This window comes from Rhodococcus sp. G6(2025) (assembly GCF_058628105.1).
Map to the genome: position 1 here is coordinate 144,548 of NZ_CP179753.1, position 25,951 is coordinate 170,498.

Genomic DNA, 25,951 nt, shown 5'->3' on the forward strand with positions numbered 1-25,951 from the left:
ACAAAACATACCGTTATTGAAGGACGGTGTGTCGAGCTTATATCTGGAGGCGCATGGTGTCTAGCAATGAAGGCCACCCTGTCGCACGAAGAGCCCGGCTCGTGTCTCGAAAAGTAATCCGCGGCTTTGTCCCGAAGCGCCTCACGGCGGCGCGGGAGAAAGCCGGCATGTCGCGCGGAGATCTCGCGCGCGTTTCCGATGTCACCGAGACCGCGATCGGCCGTTGGGAGACGGGGGCCCGATCGCCGCAGATCGACCACCTGGCGAAGGTGGTGCGTGCGCTCGGCCTCCAGATGTCGGACCTCGTCATCGTTCCGTCCGAGGGTAGGTACCCCGGTGACTGGCGCGTTCTTCTCGGTCTCACCCAGCCGGAACTCGGCAAGAAGGCTGGCATCAGCACAACGATGGTCGGGGCGATCGAGCGCGGCGAGGCTCGCCTCACCGAGGACGTTGCCGCAAAGCTGTCCGCTGCTCTCGGAATCCCGGGCGGCGAGCTGCGTGAGTCGTACGAACGCGCGCGGAGCCGCCCACCGGGCACGCCCGCCTGAAAGATGAAGCGGCGACGGCTCCGGTCCGTCCTTCTGCGACGAACCGGATAGTGGAATTGGGCGCGCAGCGACAGCGGATGACGAGTTACCGCCGAGAAGTGAAGTGAGAGTGGGCATTACCGGTTCCCCGATTCTGGGTAGCTGAAAGCGGACCCAACGCGCTTGCCGCGCAGGCCATCTGCTTCCAACCAGGAATCGCTCACCGGTCGGTGCTTGCGGTCCGAGAGTGCCCTGCACCATCGGTCGCAGCGGAAACATACCAACCGGTGTAACGCATGTGCAAGACGAAACGATGGAAGGCGGCTCCGTGTCGCACGATCCGGAGATCGGGCTAATTCGGAGCAACCGAGAACGTGTTCTCGAACCGCCTAGGGTTGGTCGGGCACCGCGAAAGGTCAACGGGTACCTCCCATATGCTGAGGCAATGGCTATCCAGGGGATGTGGCTGGCTGTCGATATCATCGGCACCCGGCATACAGGGGAAGTGTTCATCCACTCGGCGGCGGGAGAGCGGGTCGCCCGTCGGCTGAAGCGATGCGCGAGCGAACTCGGTCTCGACAGAGCCGGTGAGGCAGTCGTGCGCGCGGTAGTGGAAGCGACGCTCGACGGGCGCTCCATTCCGGCGGTGGACGGACTGAATGTCGAGACGCACCAGATCGACGCAGCCGACGGCACCCCCGTGGGACTGATCCTCTGGGTGGGAACTCGCAAGCCAGATCCGCGCCCAACCTACAACGCCTGGGTCCTGGATATGACGGCAAAGACCACACGCACCAGCGGCGACGATCCCGGCATGATCGGGGACGGCCGGCAGGCCGGCGAGGAACGCCATGTCCAACACCTCTTCACTTGGCTCAACCCTGAGGACGCCTTTTCGATGGTCGGCGGCTACTACGACGCCTTGACCGGTGACGACGGCGATCTCATCCAGAGCTATTGGAGCCTACGTCCCGGCGGGGAAGAATACGTCCACATGTGGTCGAGCTGCCGCCTACGCGTCACCGACGAGGGTGAACAGCGGCATCTCTACGGCCTCACACTCAAGATCGAACACCGTGAGCTGGAAGCCAATATCTCGTCCCTCATCCGGTTCAGCAACGCCACGCTGCTTCTCGTCGAAGCCCGAGACAAGATCCCGCTGACCACGATCGGCCGTCTCGCGCCGCTCGGGGAGAATCGGATCACGCAGGTCATGGAGCAAGTCAACCTCGACGAGTTGACCCGAACCGACGGCCAGACGCCATCTGACCAGAAGCTTGAAATCAACGGCGAGCGCTTCATAGCGTCGACCTTCGCCCTGCACTCGGCGCGTGAGAAGCACGGCGACCCGGTCGCCATCATCCTGCTGGTCGAGGAAGACGCCGTTCCGGCACCGGTCTGATATTTCCCACCACATCTTTTTGAACGATGAAATCACTACCTGGAGGTAAACCCTTGCGCGTCCTCGTCACCGGAGCCAACCGAGGAATCGGCGCCGCGATCGCCAGCCATCTCGTCAAAGAGGGGCACACCGTGTGGGGCACGCACCGTGGCTCCGCCGTACCGGACGGCGTCCACGGCGTCGAATGCGATGTGACCGACGACGACTCGGTCGACCGCGCGTTCACCCATGTCGAGACCGCAGACGGTCCCATTGAAGGCGTCGTCGCCAACGCCGGCATCACCGACGACACCCTCGTCATGCGCATGAGCAGCGAACAGTTCATCCGCGTGGTCGACACCAACCTGACCGGCGTCTTCCGGGTCACCAAGCGAGCGACTCGCAACATGCTCAAGCACCGTGCCGGCCGCTTCGTGGTCATCGGCTCGGCCAGCGGCCTTTCGGGCATGCCCGGACAGGTGAACTACACCGCAGCCAAGGCCGGGGTCGTCGGTATCACCCGCTCGCTGGCCCGCGAACTCGGCTCCCGTGGCATCACGGCCAACGTCATCGCTCCCGGCTTCACCGAGACCGACATGGCCGCGGCGGTCAGCGACAAGGTCGTCGAGACGGCACTGTCACACATTCCCCTGGGCAGGTTCGGCAAGCCTGAAGAGGTCGCTGCCACCGCGGCATTCCTGCTGAGCCCGGGAGCCGCCTACATCACCGGCACCGTCATCAATGTCGACGGCGGCATCGGCATGGGGCACTGAATTCAGCCTCCTAGCTGCATAGACGACACGTCCCTGAAGCTGGGGCACTTCCGAGGAAGTGCCCCAGCTTTCTGCGTCCGCGCGGAAATGCAATCAGCTTCGGTGAGATGACCGATCCGGGCGGAAGTCGCTGAAGATCCGGGAGTGGATCAACTCGGTCGTCGACGGACCATCCTGCCGCTGCGCGGCGATGTGGGGACGTGGTTGTCCGGTGACCGGCGGCGCAGGACGTGAGGATCCGTACGGAGTGTGGAATGCCATCGAGGTCTCCTCGGGTACTTGTAGTTGGAGAAATGAAGTGCGCAAAAACCGGTGTTGATCAGCGCAGATGGCACATCCCTGACGGGATGGATGTCGGGAACGTGTCAGCTTGCGCAGGTGATGTGGGCGTACATCGCGAATTCCTTGTACGGCGAGTCGACCACCCAGTGTGGGGGTGTCTCGTCCTCAAGCTGGACCTCGACCTCGCCAGGCCCGGGCTTGTCCCAGGTGACGCCCATCGAAAAGCGGTTGGGCTCATCCTTCTGAGGCTGAGTCGCCTCGATGATCCCTTCTGGGGTCTCGAAATCGTGTTCGGGGTAGCCGAGATCGTCGTTCTTCACCTTCACGATCTGCGAGCCGTGCGTGAGCTGGGCGTGCCAACCGTCCGGAGCCGTGAACTCGATCTTGAGGGTGTCGCCCTCATCGATGCAGCGCGCGGTGACCTGGTCAGCTGCAGACTGGGTGACGAGGCCGGTGCCCTGCTTGTTGCCGACCCCGATGGAGATCGCGTCCTCCCATTGGTCTTTGACCGACGTGTCCACAGGTGGGGCCACCGTTCCGGCGTTGCCAGTCTCGGACTCCGAGCTGGAGCAGGCTGCCAGGGATAGGGTGACAGCCGTGACGGTTGCCGCACCGGCAGCAACGAATGTGGATTTCCTCATCTCAGCCCTTCTCGATCAACGATGGGGAGTGAAATCCCCTGATGCAGACCATAAGTCAAGCCACCGACCTGGGAAGGTAGCACGTCTCAGGTGTCAGAGCCCAACGCCTGCCGTCTGTCTGGTGTTTCCGGAGGACAACCACAAGCACGCCGGGGACCGTCGGTGTCAATAGCGGATGTCGTCGATAAGCCACCGTTCGATGGTTCGGATCAAAGTGATCCACACGGTGGTGTCGGGAGTGACCTCTTCGGTCTGCTCGCCGACGATCGCGGTTTGAGAAATGGTGGCGACACGATGGACGACGGTCTCGGAATCTGGTGGGCATCCCGAGCAGCCAAGGTCGACGTCGGCAACAACTTTGGCGCCCTGGCTCGCCCACTGGTCCCACTGAATGCCGGGCCCGCGCTCGGGGCCGCCGTCGATGATCGTGCGGGCGGCGAATACCTCGGTGAACCATGGGCGGGCCCGGGCATACGCATCGGAAGGAGAGCCGTCGGTTGCCGGGTTCCAGGTAAATGCCACCGTCAAGCCTTGACGGGCGGCATCCTCGGCCGCGTGGGCGCCGGCCGATTGCTGCGGGATCGTGTCCTCGAGTGCGGCGGTGGCGCTGGTTGTCGTTGGGTGGTTGGTTGTGGTGTCCCGCTGGGCGCCCGCGTCCGGGCCGTCTCGGTCGTCGCCAGTGAAGTGCAGGTACACGAAAAGACCGGCCATCACAGTCAGGACGAGAACGACCAGGACCTTACGAACCGTCATCTCCAGTTCCTTTCTGTCCGTGAAAATGTGGCTTGACCCGCATAGACGACACGTCCCCTGGTTAGGTCATCCGTCGGGCCTTCATCCCCGACTGCAACAACGGTGCCTCTCTGACGACATCGCCGGTGGTCGGGGCGTGAACCATCTGGCCGTTGCCAGCAAAGATGCCGACATGGCCGGGACCATCCGGGCCCCACGAGCCGAAGACGAGATCGCCGGGTTGAGCGTCGTTGATCGGGATCTCGACACCGACCGTCCACTGCTGCTCCGAGGTGCGGGGGAGCGTGGTCTTGCCTCCGCTGGCGGCGAACACGGCGTAGCTGGTCAAACCTGAGCAATCGAACCCGCCACCGGACGGGCCGCCGGTACCGCCGCCACCCCACACGTACGGGGTGCCGAGGTATTCGCGGGCCGCGTTGACGACCTGTCCGCCATTGGCCGACTGGCCGGGAATGAACCGTCCGGTCGAGTTCGGGTTCGTGAACCTTGCCCGGGCCGTCATGATCTTGGGAACGTAGTGCTGGGTTTCGGGGTACGGAGGGATGCCGCCGTACTGCTGCACTGCGCCGGGGCCGGCGTTGTACGCGGCGAGCGTCAGCTCGACCGGGTCCCCGGTGGCCTTGCCTGCGCCGATCATGCCGGAGACGTTTTGGTGAAGCGCGCACATGAAGTGGGCTTGGGAGAGCACCGCGTCACCGATCGAGTTCGGATCGGCCTTGCCGTCCCCGTCGTAGTCCTTACCCCACGTCGCCCAAGTTCCGGGCATGAACTGGGCCGGGCCCATCGCTCCAGTGGATGAGACCGGTGCGCCCGCGCCCCAACGGAATCCGTTCTCCTGCTCGAGCTGCGCGGCGATCAGCGGGGAGTCGATCTCCGGGCACACGCCGCCGGCCCTGCGGATCGGTTCCTCGAACTCAGACGGAACGATGCCGGAGGCCAGCTCGCCGGCACCGGCGATGCCGAAACCGGCGCAGTCCGCTGTCGATCGGGATGCGGCGGCGAGCTGCACGTTGTCGCCGTTGTGCGGGGCTGCGGGAGCGCCGCCGGTCTGTGCGTTCAGATCACCGAGCTTGGTTTGCGGATCGACTGCGGTGCCGCCCTGCAGTCGGCCGCCTTCCCAGTACTCGAAGTGCAGATGCGGACCGGTGCTCCCGCCGTCGTTTCCGATGTCGGCGATGTGATCACCGGCGCGCACCAGCTGGCCTTCCCACACATGTAGTCCGCCCGCGAACATGTGGCCATAGACCGTGGAGACGGGCTTTCCCTCGACGTTGCTGTCGACGACGATCCAGTGGCCGAATCCGCTGGCAGTTCCCGACTTGACGACTATGCCGTCGAGCGCGGCGAGGATCTTCGTGCCGACGGGGCCGGCCAGGTCGACACCCTGGTGCTGGGCGCCCCATCGTTCACCGAATCCGGAGGTGAACTCGGTGGTGCCGGACTCGACCGGCATGCGGATCGGTCCGGACGGTGCGAGGGGGCCGACCTGACCGGCACGAATGTCGGACCCGGAGGAGTCGTCCGGAGCGGTCGTGCAGCGGTCCTTCGGGATCACCGGGATTCCGGCGAACGAGCACGCCGATGTTCCGAGCACCACTGCGATCGACCCGGTCATCAGCAGCGCCCGCGCGGCGCGGCTGACGGTCACAACGCCCCAGGGAGTGGGGTGTCGAGTTCAGGGAGAGGGATCGGTCCGGGGACCGGGACCGAGGCGGGCGAGAGAAGCGGCTTCTGGCTCGGGAGCTCGTCGGTGTCCTCGCTGGCCTGCGGAGTCGTCGTAGGGAGCGCGGTCGTCGGGGCCGGTTCCGGAGTGCTCGGGTTCGGAATTGGTGCCGAGAAGTTCGGGTCAGGCCGCACAGCGGTGTCCGGCGCGAGCATCGCCACCTCGGACATGTCGAGGGTGGGCAGGGGAGTGTCGACCACCCATCGCTGCCCGCCGCTGATGGTGTCCTCGACGACGAGCGTCACTCGAAGGTGCCCGGCCTGAGTCGGGATCGTCACCTCAGCCTTGCGCGTGCCACCTTCTGCGTTGATCAGTTCGCTGGCCGTCGGACCGGTGATGGCCACCATCGTTTGCGGCCGTGCGGCCAGCAGGGTGTCGCCCGGTTGGACGGAGGTGTATCGGGCGATCACCTCGGTCCACTTGGTATCCGAAGGCGTGGCGTCGACGTATGCGTGTGCGTACGCCATCGCGGTGGCCGGGGCGGTGGCGGCCACCTTGTTTGCCGGTTTGCCGGCCACCGCGGACTCGCGGACCGGGGTCAGCTCGTAGCTGATGGGCTCCACCTTTGCCGGTGTGGTGCTCGATGCGGCGGCCGTGGTGGTCTTCGCGGTGTTCGTGGCCAGCTTCTGCTCGCCGAAAATCATGCCGATGAGGAACAGTCCCAGGATCGCCGACACGACGGTGATTGCCAGGTTGGTGCGTGAGTAGAGCACCCATCGGCGGATCGGCGCGAGGACGGGGTTGGGACCGGAGGATGTCATCAGTTGTACCTGTCCGTGTTCCGGGGGGAGGTGGACTGATTACCGAGAGCGGCGTCCCACAGGCGCGCATGGGACTGCTGGCTCCGCATGCGCTGGCGCGGCGCCGAGTTCGACACCGCGCTGCCAGACGCGGCGGTGCCACGGTGGGAGGTGTAGACCCGCATCGGCGCGATGGCCGAGCCGTTTCCACCGTCCCAGCGTTGTCCGACCGAGGCGGTGACCAGTTCCCGACGTGCGCGCCGTTCCTTCTTCTGGGCCTCGGCTTCGTCCTTGTCGAGACGGCGCCACGCGGACGTACCGGCCAGCAGGGCGCGGTCGGTGTCGCGGTCACTGAGCTTGTTTCGGCTCTTGGCTATATCGCTGCTGGCCATGGCCGCGATCCCTGCGATACGGGCGTCGCGGTCCTCGGTGTTCCTGCCCGAGCCCAAGCGGGCACCGCGGCCGAGTTGCTGGCGGAGCAGGTTTTTGCGGGCTCCGGCACGGGATTCGGCAAGCTCTTGGCGGCGCCGGTTGTTCAGCCCCCGGCCTTCCGGTCGTACCGGGGTGATCGAGGTGTCGTTGTCGTCGAGGTCGCGGCCACCACGTCGGGCGAACCGCTCCGCGGCCTTCTCGGCGATCGCCGAGGCCGGACCGCCAGCGACGAAACTGCCGGCCTCGAACAGCTTGCGTTTCATCGACTTCTGGGCGCCGCGGGCCTTGCGGTTGACCATGCTCGCGTTGTTCTGAGTGAAGGTCTGCGTCATCCGCTTGAACGGGCGCATCGCTGACCAGCACACGACGGACAGCAAGACCATGAACCACAGGCGCCAGCTGCCGTCGACCGCTCCGCTGCTGGTGACGTAGAGCTGCACCACCATCATCAGGTACAGCGCCACGATGACAGCGCCGGCCACCCCCCACAGGAAGGCCGAGGCGAGCATCCGGAATGCCCGCGCGAGCAGCCCACCGTGGGCAATGGCGATCGGCACCCACACCGGTGCGAACAGGATCGCCAACCGGATGGCCAGCAGGGCGGTGAGCTTGAGGAGCGATGCGCCGATCCACAGGATTGAGGGCAGGCCCAGTTTGACCATTGCCATGAATCCGGTCGAGGACCGGCCGGACTCTTTGCCCTGGAACTGGTGATAGGAGAGCTTGTGGTCCTTTTCCAGGGACGCGACGATCTCGCGGAACTTGTCAGCCTTCTGATCGGCCAGCTCGCTCTGTGCGTTCGGGTCGTCGGCGACCGCTCGCTGTTCGACGTAGCTGAACGCCAGTGCATCTCGCAGCTTCGGACCCAAGCCGGCGGCGTCCTGAGGGTCGTAGTTCGTGCCGAACCATCCCTTGCGCCAGTCCTCGAGAAAGATTTTGTCGAGCAGCACGTTCCGCGGGTCGGTCTCGCCGCCCGCAAGAGTTCCGGCACCGTCGCCGTCGCCGAACGAGACCGAGAAGATCTCGTCCTGGGTTTCGGTGATCACCGCCCCGAAGGTGTCGTCGGCGATGTCGATCGCCTTCTGCGGCGCCCCGACCATCAATGCGCCCAATGTCAGCGCGGCAGCGGCGACGCCTGCGGTCTTGGTGACCCCCGCGGCGTCCGCCTTGAACGCCTTCCACAGCATGATCGTCGACGCCGCGGTGAGGCCGAGTCCGAGCCAGATTCCGTATACGCCGGACATTCCGGTGACGATGGAGTCGAGGATGCGGTCGAAGTTCTCGAGTGCCGAGCCGACACCGGCTGCCGCGGCATGCTGGCCTGTCTTGGTCTGGTCGTCGAGCCAGAATGCGGCCGCCGCGAGCGACTTGCCGATGGTCATGAACATGTTGCCGAGTCCGGTGTCACCGACGGCGTCGGGGGCGCGGACCAGATCGTTGCCGCAGCCGAGGTCGTAGGTGGACCAGTTCAGCCCCGCCCAACCGTAGGACTGGTAGCCGGTCGAGCCTTGGCCGCCGCCTTCGGGCATCGGTGTCCGGTCGGCGCTGGTGGCGTCGAAGTACGTCTCGAACACGTCGTTGGGGAACTCTGGGCGAGGTACGTCCTTGCAGTCGAACCCGTCGGCGGCAGCGATCGGGCCGCCGGGAGTGATGACCGGTGCCAGTGCCAGCGCCAGCACGACCGCAAACCGCGCCCAGATGCTCACATAGCGCCGGAGTCGACCTCCCTGAGCAGCGGTGGCCACGCGGGGGAGAGGGGGACGCAGCGGGCCGATCATGCGGCACCCCCGAAGGCGCTTCGGGTGGCCCGCGAGTTCAATGCGTCGAACACGTGCGCCAGGTGCGTGAAGTGCGTCCAGTCCGACCGGACGAGTTCGATGTCGTCGGCCATCTTGATCACGAACCGGCGGGCCTGGTCGAAGTCGCTTGTGTCGGTGTCCTCGTCGAGGGTGTCCTCGCCGCCGCTGCCGAGATTGGCCAGCAGGTCTTCATAGCCCTCACCGAGGGGCAGGTTCAGCAATTTCAGCCCGCCCTCGATCGCGTGGGCGTTGCCGCCGAGGTCGCCGATGATCACCTCGTAGGACAAGGCGGACTTGTCGTCGGACCCGTCGACACCGAGGAAGTCATCGGGCAGCTGGCTGCACACCAGCGCCCGGACGTACCACTTGCGGGAGTCGCGAGAGATCCGCTGGTTCAGGGTGCGACCGGCGCCGGTCTGCTCGAGGTACTTGTTCTCGTCGAGGAACAGAACCTTGCGCACGTGCCGGGGCAGCTCGTAGACAAGTCGGTTGGCCAGCCACGCGGCCATGTGCATCAAGGGCCCGGCCATCCGCTGTTGCGGCGTCCACTGCGACGGATCGGTGTGCTCGGGAGGAAGCTGCAGTCCGGGCATCGTCAGGACTGTCAGCCGGATGCTGCTGTCGACGTCGTCGACCTCGCCGCGCGTGCCCTCCTCGGGAAACAGCACGCGAGCCTCGGCGAGGTCCGCCATCATCACCAGGTCCTGGTGCACGCTCCTCGCGCAGGTGCGCAGATCTACGTTCTCGTCCTCGCCGCCGATCACGGCGATGGCGTCGAGGACCTCGCGCAAGTTGTGATGCCGTTCGCCGCCGACCTTGTTCGCCGCGGTCTGCAGAACGGTCTCGGTCCACTCGTGCTCGAGCCGGGCCGGGGTGAGCATCATCTTCAGCACCGACACCGCGACCGAGATTCGTTCGGCGGCGGCCGCGCGCATGTCCGCTTCGTACTGAGCGGCCGCGGCCGCGGCCGGGTCGAGGTCGTCGAGGTAGTCGGGGCCGGCCGGGTCGTACTCGGGATCGGTGCGGCGTGGGTCGACGATCACTCGATACGGGTTGAGCGACCCGGGCCGTGAGCTGCGGCCGGTGAGCGCGTGAACTTCTGCGATGCCGCGGAATTCGGGCAGTTGCGCGAGCTTCTTGAGTGGACCCGACGGGTCGAGCACCACACCGTAGGCGCCGGCACGCACCGCCTGATAGACGGTCACCCCGGCGAGGAACGTCTTGCCGGAGCCGGGGACGGCGACGACCGGAGTCAGCCCGGACTTGTCCTTCTTCGAGTGCGCGGCAAACAAATCCCAAATCACCGGTCGTGGGGCGATGCTCGCGGTCTGGCCGAGCACCACCCCGGTCCGGTCACCGAGGCGATCTCCCACGGCCGCCATGCCGGCGGAGAGGGATTCGACGTTCATCCGGCGGCAGTGCGCGTAATTCGCCAGCCGCTCGCCCGGCATGAACTCGCGCAGCATCTGGTACTGGCCGTGCTCTTGTTCGAGAGAGATGTGTGGGGCGTACATCTCGCGCATCATCGCGACCTTGTTCTTCGCCTCCTCGGGGGACGCACCTACCACCAGGAGCCGGTAGTAACCCTCTGTGCGCACCGACAGCCCCGAGTGGTCCTCTTCGATGTCGGAGATGACGTGTTGTGCCCGCGTGTGCTGTTCGGCCAACTCCTGCGGAGGTGACTCGTCGTGCTCGACGGTGTAGTGATCGAACTGCGCCTCGATCTTCGAGGTCAGCCGGCGCATCTTGCGCAGCGTTTCGCCCTTGCTGTGCACGCGGATGCGTTCGGACCATTCGATCGGCTCGCCTGATGAGTCGCCGATGACCTGCCAGGGCAACATCCGCTCGGGGATCGGCAGCGGCGCCATGCGCCCGACTGTCAGCACGATCGCGTAACCGGTGTAGTCATGACCGTCCACCAGACCCGAGACTGTGGTGTACCCGTCACCGGGGGTGAGCGCGACCTGAGCGAGGTCCTCGAGTGCCGGGATGTCGGAGGCTTCCCAGTCGCCGCCGCCGGCGAGCACGCCGTCCGCATCGAGGGGTAATCCGAGTGTGGCCGAGCGCCGCAGCAGATAGTCCATCTGCCCAGGTGTCGCCGGCCGCGCCCGCACGCCCTGCCCGGCGAGGTGGCGTTCGATGGTGGCTAGATGCTCGGCCATCGTGTCCCGCTCAGTGACGAACGCGTTGGCAGCCCATCGGCGCACCAACCGAGCCAGACGTCCGAGCAGCGGCCAGTCGAGGGCGTATCCCAGAATCTGCGCGATGGCGTCGAGTGCCTGTCCGAGTCTTGACCGCGGCGGCAGGTCGATGCCCCAGTACCGACCCTTGAGGGTGGGGTTGTCCCACAGCATCGCGTGCTGGTGACCGTGCAGGTAGTCCGCCCACGACAGGGCACCGGGAACATCATCGATCGGCTCGGCCCACGCGTCGTGTTGCTGCGCCCATTGCCGCACCGGCCACGGCGTACGAACTACTCGCCGATGCAAGGTCGTCACACCGGATTCGGCGAGGTTGGCCAACACTAAAGCCTCGCTACGAATGTACTGACGCTGCCGGCCGACCGGTCTCATATTCCAGGGCCCTGGAGGCTGGACGAACCATGCTGTCGAGGTGCTGCGGGTACGGGTGATGTTGCCCTCGACGCCGGTCAGGGCGAGCCGGATGGCCTTGCGGTCACGTTTGGCCTGCTTCTTCGCCGCGGTGCGCTGCCGATCGAACTCGGCTTCGGAGGTCGTGCCGCGCTTACGACGTCGCCGCGGCCCAGTGGGTTCTTCGCCGGCGGGCGGCTCGGCCGGCGCGGGCCTTGCCGCAGGTGCCCTGAGTGATTCGCCCGGCGGCATGCCGGCGTCGGAGACCTGAGACCAGGCCAGGTGCGGCGTTGCCGGTTCTGCCGGCGAGATGGCGGAGGCGGCGCCGCGCATCGCAGCGGCCCAGGAGGGAGGCAGGGCACCCGGCGGCACGACGGGCGGTTCCGGCTCGTCGAAGTTCGGGTCGAACAGGGCGGCAATGTCCTTGTTCAGACTCATCGGCTCTCACCTTCGATAGGGGTAGCGGACAGGTCGAGGACGCCAGGCCGTGATGCAGCTGGCACCGGGGCCAGGACGGTCTGTCCGGGCTTCGGCGACCGTGGCGCCACCAAGTCGTTCCACGCCGCGATGAACACGGAATGTAGGGGACGGTCAGCGTTGATGTATCGGGTGATCTTGGTGGTGAGAAAGACGGTGAGCGTGACCATCACCGCCAGCGGGGTGAAGCCCAGCGGGACGTGCACGATCATGCGGGCGGCAACGAAGACCGTGACCAAGATCGCGGCACCCACCCCGACGGCGGAGTACCGGATGCGAATCGGGAGCGTTCTGCCGGAGGGGCCGAGGTAGTGCGAGTCCACGCGATAGAGCAGATCGTCGTTGTCGATCACGCGCTCACTCCCTTCGAGGATTTGTGCACAAGGACGAGCACGCGTCAGACGTCGACGTTGAAGAGGCTGAGTACGAAGGCCCCGAGCCCATTCATTGCGCTCTGGCTCCCGGCGAGCACGAAGAAGGTGATCGCGACGAGAGACAGTCCGCCGATGGTCAGCACCTTGGCGAAGTTGCTCTTGAGGGCGCCGAGCGCGATCGCGCAGCCAACGAGCAGGAAGATCACGACGAATACGTTGTTGCCGATCCAGTCCTTGAGATTGCTGGTGTTCACCTCGGTTTCCTGAGCAAGAACGTCACCCCCGATCGAGGTGTGTTCGGGGGAAGCGAGTGCGGCGTCGACGGCGGTGGACGCAAGAGACATGGGTTCTCCTCGGGTCGAATCTGGCGAGCACCTGAAACTTGGTGCGGGCGACCGTAAGAAAAATCGCGCGCAGACTTCAACGGGGTATGTGGATAACTTCCGATTCGAAGGCGCAGCGGTGGTCGTCGGCGTATCGGTTGGTGCTTGCTCTCGGCCATCTGGTGAAACCCGCACGAGCTGCGCGCGGGCATCGGGTGTATGGGCCGGGAGGGTGTCACGTGTAGACCCGTGACGGGTCGTGTGTCGTTCGGTGCGCGTTTGATCCGCTCAGCCTGAGATCCGGGGCTCGCAGCGCAGCACAACAGGACCCGGAGGGGGCGGTGCGTGGGAGTCCCACGGAGGAACGGCTGCGGCAGGGCCGTGACAACACGAAATTCAGCGCTGAAGTGTGGTGTCTGACCACCCGTGTTCAGGCGCAGACAAGCACGCACCTTCCCGCCGTCGAGATGAGGATCGAATGGGAGTGCTGCGGCACCGATTCAGAGCGTGCTCTGTAAGGCAGGAGATCGGGCGTCCGAATCGGGGGTCCGAATCGAGCGGTCGAATCCAGCAGTCGAATTGAGCGTCCGAAAAAGGGGGGAAACCCCACCCCCTCCGGGGGTCACTCCCCCCGGCCCTCCGGGCCTAGGGGGAGTGTACTACTAGAAATTGCGCCGCGCCAACATATTTCGTGACGGCCATGTCACAGGCCTGCAGTGATGCTGTTTCGACCGCGCAGCGGGACGCGGTACAGCGCGCACTGCGAGGACCCGCCGCGCCTGACATCGGGACCGCTACGACCGCCAAACCGAGCCCGTCCGTACCGCTCGCAGATCGAGGTTTTTCGCGCGTGCTCGGTCGGGTGTCGGACATGTTCGCCGCAGCGGTCGGATTACCGTCGAAACGTCCGGAACTCGACCGCTCATTCGAGCGCTCTGCGATGCGGTACGCGACTGCTGTTCGGAGTGCGGTGGCGGGTGGGTTCACCGCGCACTCACACTATTCCGCCACGTGCAGCGAATACCGCGTCGAACCTCGCCGACACAGCGACCGCGTTCCTGCCGATGCCTACCTCGCCACGGCTTGGGGGCGCGGCACAAATCGGTCTCGATGAGCGGTGCAGGGACTGCAGGGTTCGGGGCGGTGAGGTGCCCGAGTGGAGCACCAATGGGCCAGGAGTTGCTCGTCGAATGCGCCGCTCGAAAGTTATCCACATACCCCGTTGAACCCGAAGCGCACTTTTTGCCACAGTGCTCCCGCATCACTCCCGCAGTGGTGTCAGACCGTGCGAAAGGAGCCCGCGGTGAATGCAAGTCGTGACCCGGTCAAGGACTGGGTGGTTCAGCAGTATCGCGAGATTTTTGGTGACTCTGCCACCGCGCGCGGAGGTAAGCAGGTCGATTCGGACGGCAACCCGACGCGCATCGGCCGCTTCACCCCCACCTCACCGGTCGCCGTCGCTGGCGCTGCCGCGGCGGTGTACGCGCCACGGTTGCTGCCGACCATCGACGGGAACGAGACCGTGACGGCCGTGCTCACCCAGCTGCACGGCTATCAGTGGCCCCTGGCCGCTGTAGCTGTCCCACTGTGCGTTGTCGACGTGTCCCGCTACCGCGCGCACAAGTCGACTCGGATGCTCGAATCCGTGGTGCGTCAGACCACCGGTCACCTGCCCCGGAAGGTCACCGTTTCACTGGCTCCCGGACGACGGGCACTCCGCCGGGCGACGATCACACTGCACCCCGGCACCGTTATCCGGCCCAAGGCGTTCGACGAGCTGACCCGGGCGATCGAGGAGACATTCCCCGAACACGGAAAATGGGAGGTGCGCGTCAAGCATGAGGCGTACAAGAATCGAATCCTCGTCACCCGCGCCGAAATCATCCCCGACACTCGCTCCTCTCGGCACAAGGCGCTGCAGGCGGCGCTCGATGCCGGCGCGATCCTCAAGGACGCGAAGGTCACCGTCGACTCGGTCGATGAGAACGGCGTCGAGACCGGCTTCAAGATCACGTTCGAGCCGTCGATGAACTCCGGTGCCCGCGGCTTCCAAGCGAAGGTCGACGAGGCCCTGGCGTCTCTTGCCGGCGTGCACGAGTCTGGCCGCACCTGGACGACGGAGTGGACCCCCTCGCAGGGGCACCTGGTGATGCGGCTCGTGGCTGCGATGCCGACCCGGGTGGACCACCCGCTCGCCCTGGTCGACGAGGACCTGCGGCACCTGCCGTATGCGACGGGCGCGGCGGACCTGACGATGTTCTGGGATGTGTCGACGAGCTCGAACAAACCGCATTGCTTGATCGTGGGCCCGACCGGCGGTGGCAAGACCTCCGTCATCCGCACGTTGCTCACCGAGGCGACGCGCCGTGGCATCCCATTCGTTGGGGTCGATCCGAAGATGATCGAACTCGATGGCCTCGAGGGTTACCCCGGCTGCGGCGCGATCGTGTACGACGCGCTCCGCGCAGCAATGTTCGTGCGCGCGCTGCACACCGAGATGATGGCCCGCAACGCCTACATTCACCACAAGAAGATCGAGGGCTCGCAGCTCCCACTGATGATCGCGGTCCTCGACGAATTCTTCATCCTCTCTGGCAAGTGGCAGCGGTTGGCCAAGACCGGCGACGACGAGACCCGAGAGCTCCTCAAAGAACTCGACCCGCTCGGGGCGTGGGCTGACCTCGCCGTCCTGGCGCGCTCGGCCGGCATCCGCTTGTTGCTCGGTGTCCAACGTCCGGACGCCTCGCTGTTCGGCGGCGCCAGCGGTAACGCCCGTGACAACTTCGGCACGCGCCTGAGCCTCGGAAATCTCTCCCAGGACGGTGCGCTGATGATGTGGGGCGACTCCACTGTCGGTCGCGAGGTCGACACGTCGGTGAAGGGACGCGGCATCGCGCTCGGCACCGACGGCAGCCCGGTCGACGCACAGATGTGGTGGACCCCGAACGTCGACCGGCATCCCAACAAGTGGAGCCAGCTGTCCGAATCGGAGAAGGCGATCATCGACGGGCTCCAACCATTCGAAGCACCAGAGTTCACCTGCTACTCGCGTGAACTGGCCGAGTTCATCGAATCCGAACGCGCACTGGCCAAGCAGGCCCGCGAGCACGGCGACGTCCTGGAACCGATCGTGCTCGGTGACCGCCCGATCGGTCAGAGCGCAGCCACCGACGATGACGATGTTGCCGACGCAATCCCGGCCTCCGCTGTCACCGAAGGCATGGCAGTGCTCATCGACGATGGCCAGGGCAGCGAAGTTCCCGTCACCGTCGAGGCGGTCACTGTCATCCGCGACAAGGGAACCGGCGACGTCCTCGAAACAACGTTGTCCATCAACACCGGCGGACGAGTCAAGACCAACGTCCACTACGGCCCCACCGACGTCGTATTCCTCCCGGCACCCGACCGGCTCCCCGCGACTGTCTGAAACACCTCTCCCCACCCCAGGAAAGGAATCTCGATGACCGACTACACCGACACCGATTCCACCGCCCCGGAGCAGCAGCCCAAACCACGCATGCCCCGACCGGCCATCGGGTCGATCGCTGCGGCTGCAGGACTACTCGGATCGACAATCGGCGGTTCTTTCGGACCGCTCTCAATCGTCAGCCAGGCATCCATCCACAACGCCCATTGCGGCGACTGATTTCCACTGCTCCACCGGATACACAACCAACCCGAGAGGACACACCATGAGCCGCCGCATCTCCCAGTCGATCACTCCGACCGCCGAGGACATCAGCGCGTTGCGCAGCCCGTTCGTCACCAAAGGTGCCAGCGATCCGGTGATCACCGAGCTTCGCGGGTATCTCAAGGATTCCGTGCCCGGATGGCTGGCCAAGCTCAGCGAGACGCAGGAGCTGACCCGCGACCGCTTGATTGAGATCAAAGACGCGGTCGACAAACGCCGCGCGGTGTACGAGGCACTGCCCGAAGGCGAGGCCCGCGACAAGGCGCTCGCGGCTCTCGACCGCACACAATCGATCGTTGACGAGATGGACACCGAGTTGTCCGGCGCCAACGCCTTCAGCGGGATCAACTAAAGATGTCGCCGACCATCGATGTCGAGATCACCTCCGAAACGACCGCCCGCGCGATCCTTGCCTCCGCTGCTGTGGACCCGGTGGACCTGCAAGCGACCGAAACCGAGACGCTCGAAGCCGTGGTGCACAGGTTCCTGCACTCAGTCGCCAAGGACCAGAACGTCGGTCTGGAGGTCGTGTATCGAAAGGGCGAGAACAGCCGCCACCTGACCGTCCTCCCGAACGGGAAGGTGGAGCCACGCGCGCCCAGCACACCAATCCCCACCGGTGCGCCCACGGCACCCCCACCGGCACGGGCGGCGAACTCCTCCGTACCACCGACGGGGCCCGTGGTCGTGGCAGCCGAATCCATCATTTATCAATCCCAGCCGGCGGTCCCCCCGCAGCTGCAGACGCCGGCCCCCAATCGGCGGCAGGGGGGCGCCACGCAGAGCCGTTCTCGCACGCCGCAGCACCAGGGAGCGGAAGAGGCCGTCACCGGCCCACTGGAGGCACTGGTGGATCTGGTGGCGGCGCCGGCCTCGCCCGTGGCAAGCGATCCGGCACGGCTCGGCCTGCGAGGCCGGCTGAACGCAGCGCTCGGGCTGAAACTGGTACCGAAGGAAGCCTCATTGGAGATGCGGCTGCGCGATGCCCAGACCATCATCGCGGGCCCGCTGCCGGACCGTGCGCTGATCGGTGTCATGCAGGTCAAAGGTGGTGTCGGGAAGACGCCTCTGTCGATTGCGCTGACCGATACCATTGCCACCTATCGCGGCTCCCGCCGCGTTGTATGCGCCGACCTCGGAGAGGTCGGCGGCAGCTTCTCCGATCGGGTGACGGTGCCGCCCGCTCATGGCTCGGATGTGCTCGACTTGCTGGCGGAGATCACCCCCGCGGCAACCGATGTCCGGCCGACGATGCTGAGGCAGTACCTGACCCAGCAACCGAGCGGGGCAGATGTCGTGATCGGCGGTGCGGCCACACCCCTCGGGTACGACCAGGCGCAGGCGCTCGGAATGGTCCTCAGTCAGCACCGGGACCTGATCGTCGCCGACACCGGGAACTCGATCCTCGCAGACAGTTGGCAGTGGGTGGCCGGCGCCGCGCATGTGGCGCTCATCCCGGTGCCGATCCGCACTGACGCCGCCATCGGTGCACAACGCACACTCAAGGCCCTCGCCGCCGTCCGGCCCGACCTGTTGAGCCGAACAGTCATCGTGATCACCGACGGCCCCGGAGACATCCCGGCAGACGAACACGACATCGTTGAGCGGTTCAGCAACCTGGCGGTACCGGTATGTCGGATGCCGTACGAGCCACGTTTCGCCGGCGGCAAGCGCATCGCGTTGCCTCAGTTGCGCCGTCCGACCCAAGACGCGCTGACCGTACTCGCCGCGACCGCCATCGGCCTGATGGGCCATGCCGCTGGCTGATGCGTTGGTCCGGCCAGTCCCGAGCCGGACGTCACTCCGAGGACTCTCCGACCCACATCGCGTTCACCGGTCTCATGCGGGCCGATCCCAGCTGAAAGGCACATTCGAGATGAGCAACCAGATCCCCGCCGGTAATCGGGCCGCGCGCCGCGCAGGTGGCCGGCACCGTCGAGCCAATGCCACGCACGCGGCCACTGCACTGGCGGTAGCCACGGCGGCGCTGGCCTCCGGTATCGCCCTGTCGCCGTCCGCGATCGCCGAGCCGATCCAGGGAGGTGTCACCGGTGGAAGCAACCAGGAAGGTGTGACCGGAGCCGACACTCAGGGCGGAACCACCACCTCCACACCGACACCCCAGATCGAGCCCGCGTACGTCCCGGAGGCCCCGGCGGAGCCGGAGTACTGGGTCGCCCCGCCCGCCGCCTACGAGAACATCGAATGGCGAGCGTTGCCGAATTACGACTACGAAAACGACTCGTACATCACGCCGGACGACTACTACGTCGCACCGGTCCGGGTGCAGGAGTTGCACCTGCCGACCGCCGTCGCGCCGACCGCTCCGATCATCGCTCCACGCGACACCCTCCGGATCGGTGAAATGCACATCAAGCAGCCGAACTGGATCACCGACGAGGACAAGGACCGCACCAACAACACCTTCGCGGTAGTCGAATCAGGGGTGTCGACGGCCTGGCGATCGATGGGTGTCGAGACCGACCGAGCTGACCGGATCGCCGCCGCCCAAGTCGGTGCCGGGGCAGCAGGGGCGACAGTCGGTGCCCTCACCGCAGGCGCAACAGCCGCCACAGCAGGTGCTCTGGTCGGCGGCACCATCGGCGGCATCGCCGGAATGACCGCGGGCACCGTCTTCCTCCCCGGAATCGGATGGGTGCCAGTCGGCGTCATCGGCACCGCCGCGGGCGCGGGTATCGGTGCCGCAGCAGCGGGTATCCCGGCCGCGGCCGCGGGCGCCCTGGTCGGCGGCGGGATCGCAGTGGCCGCGGTGACCCCGCTCGCGGCGGGTGACAAGGGCGAACCGCACGAGGTCGAAGTCCCGGACATCGACCAGGAGGCAGTGACCGCGCAGACCGAGACGGTGCTCACCGACTGGGAGAACTCCGGCCCGATCGGACAGGCTGCGGCGTCGGCCGTGCAGGACACAGTCGAGTCCGCGCCGGCGATCGACCAACAGGCGCGCGACTTCGCCTCGGCCCAGCCCGGAGGGCAACAGGTGATCGAGCAGGTCGAGGGCACCCTCAATTCGTTCTTCAACGACGCCACGCCGGGTCTGGCGGGGAACCTGCTGGCGAACGCCGTCGGCGGCGGCGTCGTGCGCGGCAACTGATCCCGAGAAAGTGGGTGCAACACCATGAAGAGGCCGACCCTCGGACGTAAGTCCTCACAGCATCCCGCCGTAATCGACCTTCTCGGTGGTACACCCACCGGCGACGTCCCCTCAGGCACCCGCACCACTGGTGCGGTGTCCGAGGGGCTGGTCAAGCCACTATCAACGGCAGCCCGGAGAACGCATGGCCCTTCCGATGGTCGCCGCCTATACGTGAAGACCGCAGCCGCAATTGGCATGGCCGCCGCCATCGTTGTGGCCGTGGTGGTCGCGAACGACCAGATGCGCGAGGATAACCCCGATCCAACTCAGGCTGCGATGACGGCCGCCGCCCCGACCGACGAGAACGGACTGCCCACGCTCAACCTGCCCGAACCTGAAAGGGCCGAGGAACCGGAGACCACGGGGGACGGCGAATGCCGCGCCGATCGCGGTGACCAGAAGAGCGGTGCGGGCGTCATCGCAGCGTTCAACCACGCGTACTACATCCAGCGCAATGGGGAAGCCGCGCGAGCGCTTGCGACGCCTACTTCTTCGGTGCAGCCCGCGCCCGAGTTGCAAAAGTTCATCGACGCTGTGCCGGTCGGTACCAACTACTGCATCCGCACGATGAAGCTGTCCGACGGGGTCTACCTGGTCGACCTCTCCCTGATGAAGCCCGGACAGCCGGTGGACCGCGGTACCCAGACCGTCACTACCCAGCAGACCGATGGCCGCTGGTTCGTCGACGTCTTCAAGTAACCCGCCCACCGGGCGACATGGCCACCGAAAGGAACCACAAACCGATGACTCTGTCCCACAGACGGCGCCGCCGGGCAGCTGCCGCTGCCGCTCTTGCCGGCGGCGCCGTCGCCGCACTGACCGCCTGCGGAGGCGACGAGGGCCGCCTGGCCGCGGCGGTCTCAGCCTCGACCAGCGGAGTGATCGTCACCGATGCCAGCACCGATCTGGGCAGCATCATCATCGGCTGGGGAGATGACCACTCGGACACCGAGATCACCACGCCACGCCCCGACCAGCTCGAGGCTCGGTGCTACGGAAGCGGAGACGCACTCGCAGTCGACATCACCGCCCCGCATGGATGGAAGATTCACGCCAGCAGCGGCTCTCAGATACTCGCCATCGAGAACGTCGACCAGGGCCTCGCCCGAACCGACGTCGACGCCACCACCAGGTACCTCGACATCGCCCAGTCGATTGACTGGTCCCAGCCAGACGAGGTCGATATCTCGGCCACCGCTGACGCCCCACAGGGCTGGAACTCACCGGCCGGCTCGGCACGGGTCCACCTGTCCGTCCACATCGACTGCCGCTGACCTGATGATATGACACGTCCCACCGAATCCTCAGAGATGTGACGCGGTAGACCGCAGAAAAGGAAGCCCCTACCCCTCCTCGGGGGAGGGGCCTATTTCTGTGGCCTTGTTTACCGGACTGACCTGCGGAGATGGCACGTCCCATTCGGCCCGGAGCGACCACGTGCCACCTCGACACTTGCAACATAGCAATGTCACATTGTAAAGTTATGTTTGTCGAAAACGGCCACGGAAGGGAATTGGAATGTCGCTGATCGGTCTCGCCGCTCATATCGCACTCGCCGCGCTGGTCCTCTGGGCCGTCGGTGCACCGCTCGCCCGATTCGGCGGCGTGCTCATGATGGTCACCGCCCTGGCCTCCATCGCACTCGGCGGCCCGATCCTCGACCGCCTCGGCCTTCTCGCGATCGGTGCGGTGCTGTGGCTCATCGGACACATGCTCACTGCCTTCAAGGCCGGCGCATGGCGCTCCCGCGCCGCTCACGCCCTCATCGCCCGCACCCCGCTGCGCGTTCTCGATCCGGTCGCCGCCCGTGCCGGCCGACGTCGCCGCCAGCGGTCGACCCCGGCCGACGACGAGAAGAACACCCGCCGTGACGAGACGTCCCCGATCGACCACTTCGCCGAATGGGAAAACGAACTGACCACTTCTCGCGAACCCGCCGCCACGGCGGGGGCTCCCGTCCGCCGCGCTCCCGTTCGGCCGTCCCGTGGCGCGGTCTACGGCAAGCGCGCCGCCACGGTGGCCAGCCGCTACGCCGTGAAAAAGGTCCCCGGCGCACGGACCGCGCGCTCGGTGTACCGGTTCCTCCGCTGACCAGAACCCTCAGGTTCCATCGCCTACCAAGAAGGGCATCGCCAGATGACCGCCGCACGTGGCACGAGGTGCTCAAGGTCAACGCCAAGTCCGTGACCATCCCCTCGATCATCGGCGGCAGCTGGACCGATCGCGTGCCCTACACCGGCATACGCGACGTACACGACGCAGACGGGGCCGCCATCGCCATCCTCGACGGCACCCGCACCACCCGAAACGGCGCCGCCTGACCACCGTGTCCACCACGTCTCGCCGCCCGGCGAGGCGCACCAGCCCCCGAGGAGAACCCGTGACCGACACGAAGACCAACCGCCACGGAGACGAGATCCGCACCGGCCAGCTCTGGGCCGACGATCCCCACCGCACCGTTGTCCGCACCCTGCGCATCGACGGCCTCGATGACGCCGGCCCCCTCGGTGCGGTCGCGGTCTGCACAGTCGTCCAGGCACGCGACACCGACACCGGCGCGGTCACCGCGCCTGATCGCGTCGTCAGCATCAACATCGACCGACTCCACACCACTGCCGCTGGGAACGGCTACCGCCTCACCGAAAGTCGATAGCCCGCCGTAAGCGGGTGTGGTGCGGCGACTTACGTCACCCCGACCGCCTCGACTGAATCCCCAGGTCAGCGACACGACTACATCTTGAGTTGTCAATCGACAACCCAAGATGTAGTATTTAGTTGTCAAAAAGAAACGGAGGTGACAGGATTGGACAAGGACACCAAAGCGGTCCTCAAGGCCCTGAAGGAGGCAGGATTCGTGATTCGCACGGCGAAGAACGGCCACCCGATGGTCTACAAGGACGGGGAGCTCATCACGACCTTCTCGAGCTCGGCGAGCGACCCGCGATCTTTTAGGAACACGCTCTCGTATCTGAAGCGAGCAGGGTTCCAGTGGCCGCCACGGCGCTGATCTGACAAGGGCCGGGGGTGCTGATACCACCCCCGGCCCGAGTTGCATTGTCCCAAACCTGACACCACCGACAAACACAGGAAAGGATTCAGACCAATGACAGAGTCATACAACGTCGTCGCCGAGCTGGACGCGACGTTCGGCGAGGAAAACGCCGCCGCACTGCTCGGCCCGATCGCCGAGTACAGCGGCGGGGCAGCGCGCTCGGAACTCGGCCACGCCGAGGTCGTGTTCACCATCCCCGCCGAATCGGTGCGCCAGGCCACGTCGACGGCGCTGGCGGTGCTGGGGACCTACCCGTGGGCGTTGCGGTCGCTGCGGGTGCTGAGCACCGCCGATTTCGACCGCCTCACCGACGCCATGGCACTCCCGCCGCTGGTGTCGGTGCAGGAGGCCGCCGACGACCTCGGAATGACCCGTCAGGGCGTGCTGAAGGCGATCAAGGGCAAGGTGCTGCCGGCTACCCGTGTCGGCGGTACCTGGGTGCTGCAGCGGTCTGTGGTCGAGGGCGCCCGCGCCCGCCGGGGCGCATAGCCGCCGACGGCTGGCTGTCTCGGGTAACGAGTTCGGCTCTCGAGGCAGTGAGGGTGGTGGTGCATTATTCGTCGCGGGGATCGAAGAGCAGATCCCAGCGCGTGAGCTCGTCGTGTCGATTCGTCGTTGTCGGGATCGTGTACCGGTGACGTTCGGCGGGGGTGGGTTCCCGCCACCCGTCCCTGCTGTACCTGGTGGCGATGCGTTCATCTGTGGTGAACGTGATGACGACTTGGCCGGTCTCGGCGGCGAGGGTCAGTAGTTCGAGCCGTAGCCGGCGTGCGAGGGCCGGCTGCTGGGGTGTGGTTGCGGGCCATCGGAAGTGGTTGTGGAAGGTCACCGCGCCGCCCCGGCGGGCGTAGACGGTGAGCGCTGCCCCGACTGTGTGAGTGCCGTTCGTCAGCCACATCACCCGACACCGGTGCCGCCATCGGGTGATGGGGTAGGCGCGGGATCCAATCACCAGTTGCAGCGCGTAGACGGCGTACACGACTATTCCGGCCGGTATGAGTGCGATCGCCACGAGCGGGACCAGGAGCGCGGGGACGTCCTCGAGCGCGGCGGTGGCCATCGCCGCCGCGACCGCGACTACGGCGGCGAGGAGCCCTGTCAGTGCCAGGGCTTCCCACCAGCGAGCCTGGTGCGGGCGCCGGAAGTGGCCGATCTGCAGACGCGCCGCGGCACGCACTCGGGGTCGGGGCGGCGGGTTCGCGGTCTTCCAGCGGACGATGCCGTCGAAGAATCGAGTGGTGGAGGATTCGCCTTCAGGCCGTCTCTCGTGCGCATCGATCACTGCGCATTTCTATCACTGAGCTGGGTAGATGACACGCCCCTTTGTGATGGCTGAAGGGCTACGCCCGCAACGCGATACTGTCCACACAACGTCCAGTCAGCTCAGACGATGGGGGAGATGCGATGACCGTGAATGCAGCGACCAGGCCGCTGCTCGGGCAGATTCTGACGGCCGACGAGGTGGCCCGGTTCGTGGTCCGGGTCGCGTATTCCACCAGCCCGGTGGTGCTGGTGGACGAGGAGTTGGCTCTGGCGACCCCGGCGCGGGCGTACGGGGATTGGCTCGACGCGCTGGGGCTGCCGGATTTGGCGGTGAAGGCACGCACGCTCCTGCCGGAGACCGCCGGTGGCAGCGCCGCGGTCGATACTGATCGGGGCCCCGGCCCCGGCGTGTAGCGACCATCCCAGCCCGTTCCCGGCCGCCGGCGCGTGGGGGTGAGAGGGTGCTGGGTATGACTTTCCGGCTGCCCACCACTCTTGCGACGGATTCGGATGCTGCGGCGATCGCGGCCCTGACCCGGTACTACGGTTGCCCGTATCTGGGCGACGGCGCCTTCGTCGGCGCGTACTTCGACTCGTGGTCGAGCACCGGTGATCGGGTGGGGGAGGCGGACCGGTTCACCGCCGACGATCTGGTGGCGGTGACCTTCCTGTCCGTGCAGGTCCCACCGAGGGCGGCGCGGGTGATCCTGGATACCGATGCGGAGGCGCTGAACGCTCTTCTGCGGGCGGTGGGACCGGATCGGGACCTGGTTGACGAACCGGACCCGCTCGGCCCGGGGTGGCCTGCCTGGGACCTGGAAACGGCCTTGTGGGCGTTGCCGGGGATCGGCCGGACGAAGGCGACGAAGTTGATTGCTTGTAAACGTCCTCGGTTGTATCCGATTTGGGATTCGGTGGTGATGGGGGTTTTGGGTACTGCACGTGCCCACTTGAATCCGGTGCGGGAGGCGTTGCGTGCCGACGACGGGGCGTTGTACGGGCGGTTGCTGAGGATCCGGGCGGCGGCCGGGCTGCCGGAGGAGGTGTCGGCGTTGCGGGTCTTCGATGTGATTGCGTGGATGGACGGTAAGAACCGGGGCCTGGGGCAGCGTGCTGACCAGGAGAGATGACACGTCCCGCGGTGAACCGTCATTGGCGCGGGTGATGATGGATGACGTGGACGAGGCGACACCGGTGGAGTCGGGGTTCTGGTGGTGGGTGCGGGCGACGCCGGCGGCGAGGACGACCACTTGGCGGGCTTGATCGGAGAATCTCTCGAATACGATGACGCACTCCTTCTTGGGCGTCGCCGCGAGCGACGCGAACCGCTGCTGACTTCCCTGTTGTTCATTCTGAGGGTCCTGTGCAGTGGGAGGGTTACTGAGCGGATCGACGCGTAATAGTGCTGTGACCTGGTGTGATGACATGTCCCCGGTTTGTGATATGGGGGTTGCCGGCGACCGTGTTGGGGGGAGTGCCGGCACCCGGGTGCGGGGGGTGCCGTCGAGCGCGAAGAGCCGTTTCGCCCGATTTGGAGGCGGTTTGAAAAGTATTGATTATCAACGTGTTTGAGTAATAAGTTGGTAGATAAATGTTTACGTGTGTTGTGCACAAACGTGAGATTGTAAGGTTCGTAATATGTTGCAGAACAACAAGTGTGACGAATACTCGATTTTCAACTGTTCGGATCGTGGTGTGGGTGGGTGGTATGCTGTGGGTATGACATCGAGTGGTGCGGGAAGGCGAGCGGGCGGCGGGTCGGGCACGTGCCCCCGCCTCCCCAGCTTCGTTGGGGTGTGGGGGACCGGGTCGAACGTTCCGATTAAATGTGCTGGTGATAGCCTAATCTTGGAAATGCAGAGGAGCGAAGCGACTCGATCGACGGCAACGGGTATTGGCCCACTGCGAGCCGCGCAGCGGCTCCCTGGCGGGGAGCGAAGCGACTCGCTCCGTCTCCCGGTGCGGAGCACCGGGG

Annotated in this window: 26 protein-coding genes; 17 read left to right on the forward strand and 9 right to left on the reverse strand. The window is 66.0% G+C overall.

Annotated features, from left to right (window positions below):
* The first annotated feature begins 53 nt into the window (after positions 1-53).
* The 3 genes from ACLIVD_RS43565 to fabG all read left to right on the forward strand — a co-directional run bounded on the left by ACLIVD_RS43565 (position 54) and on the right by fabG (position 2,681).
* Positions 54-548 (forward strand): helix-turn-helix transcriptional regulator, encoded by a 495-nt coding sequence (locus tag ACLIVD_RS43565; protein ID WP_338050650.1) that lies wholly within the window; start codon positions 54-56, stop codon positions 546-548.
* 424 nt (positions 549-972) lie between these two features.
* A complete protein-coding gene (locus ACLIVD_RS43570; RefSeq protein WP_241032101.1) occupies positions 973-1,929 on the forward strand; it encodes a hypothetical protein in 957 nt (318 codons plus the stop codon).
* A gap of 26 nt (positions 1,930-1,955) precedes the next feature.
* On the forward strand, positions 1,956-2,681 hold the full coding sequence (fabG, locus tag ACLIVD_RS43575; protein ID WP_206004828.1) for a 3-oxoacyl-ACP reductase FabG: 726 nt from the start codon (positions 1,956-1,958) through the stop codon (positions 2,679-2,681).
* 365 nt (positions 2,682-3,046) lie between these two features.
* On the opposite strand, the gene ACLIVD_RS43580 is transcribed toward fabG, so the two are convergent.
* From ACLIVD_RS43580 to ACLIVD_RS43615, 8 genes are all read right to left on the reverse strand, one after another.
* The gene (locus ACLIVD_RS43580) at positions 3,047-3,604 is read right to left on the reverse strand and encodes a hypothetical protein (protein ID WP_491933869.1); all 558 of its coding nucleotides are present in this window, start codon (positions 3,602-3,604) and stop codon (positions 3,047-3,049) included.
* Between the two features lie 165 nt (positions 3,605-3,769).
* A complete protein-coding gene (locus tag ACLIVD_RS43585; RefSeq protein WP_206004830.1) occupies positions 3,770-4,357 on the reverse strand; it encodes a hypothetical protein in 588 nt (195 codons plus the stop codon).
* A 61-nt stretch (positions 4,358-4,418) separates the two neighbouring features.
* Positions 4,419-6,005: a peptidoglycan DD-metalloendopeptidase family protein gene (locus ACLIVD_RS43590; protein ID WP_206004831.1), complete on the reverse strand. Its 1,587-nt coding sequence runs from the start codon at positions 6,003-6,005 to the stop codon at positions 4,419-4,421.
* A complete protein-coding gene (locus ACLIVD_RS43595; protein WP_206004832.1) occupies positions 6,002-6,841 on the reverse strand; it encodes a hypothetical protein in 840 nt (279 codons plus the stop codon). The genes ACLIVD_RS43590 and ACLIVD_RS43595 overlap by 4 nt, the downstream gene beginning before the upstream one ends.
* A complete protein-coding gene (locus ACLIVD_RS43600) occupies positions 6,841-9,030 on the reverse strand; it encodes a PrsW family intramembrane metalloprotease (RefSeq protein ID WP_420854997.1) in 2,190 nt (729 codons plus the stop codon). Before ACLIVD_RS43600 ends, ACLIVD_RS43595 begins: the two co-directional genes overlap by 1 nt.
* Positions 9,027-12,080, reverse strand: a complete 3,054-nt coding sequence (locus ACLIVD_RS43605; RefSeq protein ID WP_206004833.1) for an ATP-binding protein — start codon at positions 12,078-12,080, stop codon at positions 9,027-9,029. Before ACLIVD_RS43605 ends, ACLIVD_RS43600 begins: the two co-directional genes overlap by 4 nt.
* On the reverse strand, positions 12,077-12,472 hold the full coding sequence (locus ACLIVD_RS43610) for a hypothetical protein (RefSeq protein ID WP_206004834.1): 396 nt from the start codon (positions 12,470-12,472) through the stop codon (positions 12,077-12,079). The genes ACLIVD_RS43605 and ACLIVD_RS43610 overlap by 4 nt, the downstream gene beginning before the upstream one ends.
* Before the next feature lie 44 nt (positions 12,473-12,516).
* Positions 12,517-12,837, reverse strand: coding sequence for a hypothetical protein (locus tag ACLIVD_RS43615; protein ID WP_206004835.1), 321 nt, complete (start codon positions 12,835-12,837; stop codon positions 12,517-12,519).
* Positions 12,838-14,119: 1,282 nt separating this feature from the next.
* Here ACLIVD_RS43615 and ACLIVD_RS43620 point away from each other — a divergent pair.
* From ACLIVD_RS43620 to ACLIVD_RS43675, 12 genes are all read left to right on the forward strand, one after another.
* Complete coding sequence (locus ACLIVD_RS43620) at positions 14,120-16,243, forward strand: FtsK/SpoIIIE domain-containing protein (RefSeq protein ID WP_206004836.1); 2,124 nt, start codon at positions 14,120-14,122, stop codon at positions 16,241-16,243.
* A 33-nt stretch (positions 16,244-16,276) separates the two neighbouring features.
* Positions 16,277-16,462: a hypothetical protein gene (locus tag ACLIVD_RS43625; protein WP_206004837.1), complete on the forward strand. Its 186-nt coding sequence runs from the start codon at positions 16,277-16,279 to the stop codon at positions 16,460-16,462.
* Between the two features lie 46 nt (positions 16,463-16,508).
* Positions 16,509-16,859, forward strand: a complete 351-nt coding sequence (locus tag ACLIVD_RS43630) for a hypothetical protein (RefSeq protein ID WP_206004838.1) — start codon at positions 16,509-16,511, stop codon at positions 16,857-16,859.
* A gap of 2 nt (positions 16,860-16,861) precedes the next feature.
* Positions 16,862-18,274 carry a CpaE/TadZ family protein gene (locus ACLIVD_RS43635; protein WP_206004839.1) on the forward strand — a complete coding sequence of 471 codons (1,413 nt, stop codon included), beginning with the start codon at positions 16,862-16,864 and terminating at the stop codon, positions 18,272-18,274.
* A gap of 109 nt (positions 18,275-18,383) precedes the next feature.
* Positions 18,384-19,619 (forward strand): insoluble domain protein, encoded by a 1,236-nt coding sequence (locus ACLIVD_RS43640; RefSeq protein ID WP_206004840.1) that lies wholly within the window; start codon positions 18,384-18,386, stop codon positions 19,617-19,619.
* A 213-nt stretch (positions 19,620-19,832) separates the two neighbouring features.
* Positions 19,833-20,360: a DUF8176 domain-containing protein gene (locus tag ACLIVD_RS43645; RefSeq protein ID WP_241032103.1), complete on the forward strand. Its 528-nt coding sequence runs from the start codon at positions 19,833-19,835 to the stop codon at positions 20,358-20,360.
* Positions 20,361-20,404: 44 nt separating this feature from the next.
* A complete protein-coding gene (locus tag ACLIVD_RS43650; RefSeq protein WP_491933870.1) occupies positions 20,405-20,935 on the forward strand; it encodes a hypothetical protein in 531 nt (176 codons plus the stop codon).
* A 244-nt stretch (positions 20,936-21,179) separates the two neighbouring features.
* The gene (locus tag ACLIVD_RS43655) at positions 21,180-21,752 is read left to right on the forward strand and encodes a hypothetical protein (RefSeq protein WP_491933871.1); all 573 of its coding nucleotides are present in this window, start codon (positions 21,180-21,182) and stop codon (positions 21,750-21,752) included.
* A 68-nt stretch (positions 21,753-21,820) separates the two neighbouring features.
* Positions 21,821-21,982, forward strand: coding sequence for a hypothetical protein (locus tag ACLIVD_RS43660; protein WP_491933872.1), 162 nt, complete (start codon positions 21,821-21,823; stop codon positions 21,980-21,982).
* 59 nt (positions 21,983-22,041) lie between these two features.
* Positions 22,042-22,314, forward strand: coding sequence for a hypothetical protein (locus tag ACLIVD_RS43665; RefSeq protein ID WP_491933873.1), 273 nt, complete (start codon positions 22,042-22,044; stop codon positions 22,312-22,314).
* 150 nt (positions 22,315-22,464) lie between these two features.
* The gene (locus tag ACLIVD_RS43670; RefSeq protein ID WP_491933874.1) at positions 22,465-22,668 is read left to right on the forward strand and encodes a hypothetical protein; all 204 of its coding nucleotides are present in this window, start codon (positions 22,465-22,467) and stop codon (positions 22,666-22,668) included.
* A gap of 96 nt (positions 22,669-22,764) precedes the next feature.
* Entirely contained in the window at positions 22,765-23,202 is a 438-nt protein-coding gene (locus ACLIVD_RS43675; protein WP_491933875.1) for a helix-turn-helix domain-containing protein, read from the forward strand.
* A gap of 64 nt (positions 23,203-23,266) precedes the next feature.
* Here the strand turns inward: ACLIVD_RS43675 and ACLIVD_RS43680 are convergent, their stop codons facing one another.
* The gene (locus tag ACLIVD_RS43680) at positions 23,267-23,995 is read right to left on the reverse strand and encodes a hypothetical protein (RefSeq protein ID WP_491933876.1); all 729 of its coding nucleotides are present in this window, start codon (positions 23,993-23,995) and stop codon (positions 23,267-23,269) included.
* A gap of 122 nt (positions 23,996-24,117) precedes the next feature.
* Here ACLIVD_RS43680 and ACLIVD_RS43685 point away from each other — a divergent pair, with 122 nt between their 5' ends.
* Both ACLIVD_RS43685 and ACLIVD_RS43690 read left to right on the forward strand, forming a co-directional pair.
* On the forward strand, positions 24,118-24,390 hold the full coding sequence (locus ACLIVD_RS43685; RefSeq protein WP_491933877.1) for a hypothetical protein: 273 nt from the start codon (positions 24,118-24,120) through the stop codon (positions 24,388-24,390).
* 56 nt (positions 24,391-24,446) lie between these two features.
* Positions 24,447-25,106: a DUF6308 family protein gene (locus ACLIVD_RS43690; RefSeq protein ID WP_491933878.1), complete on the forward strand. Its 660-nt coding sequence runs from the start codon at positions 24,447-24,449 to the stop codon at positions 25,104-25,106.
* Positions 25,107-25,951 lie beyond the last annotated feature (845 nt).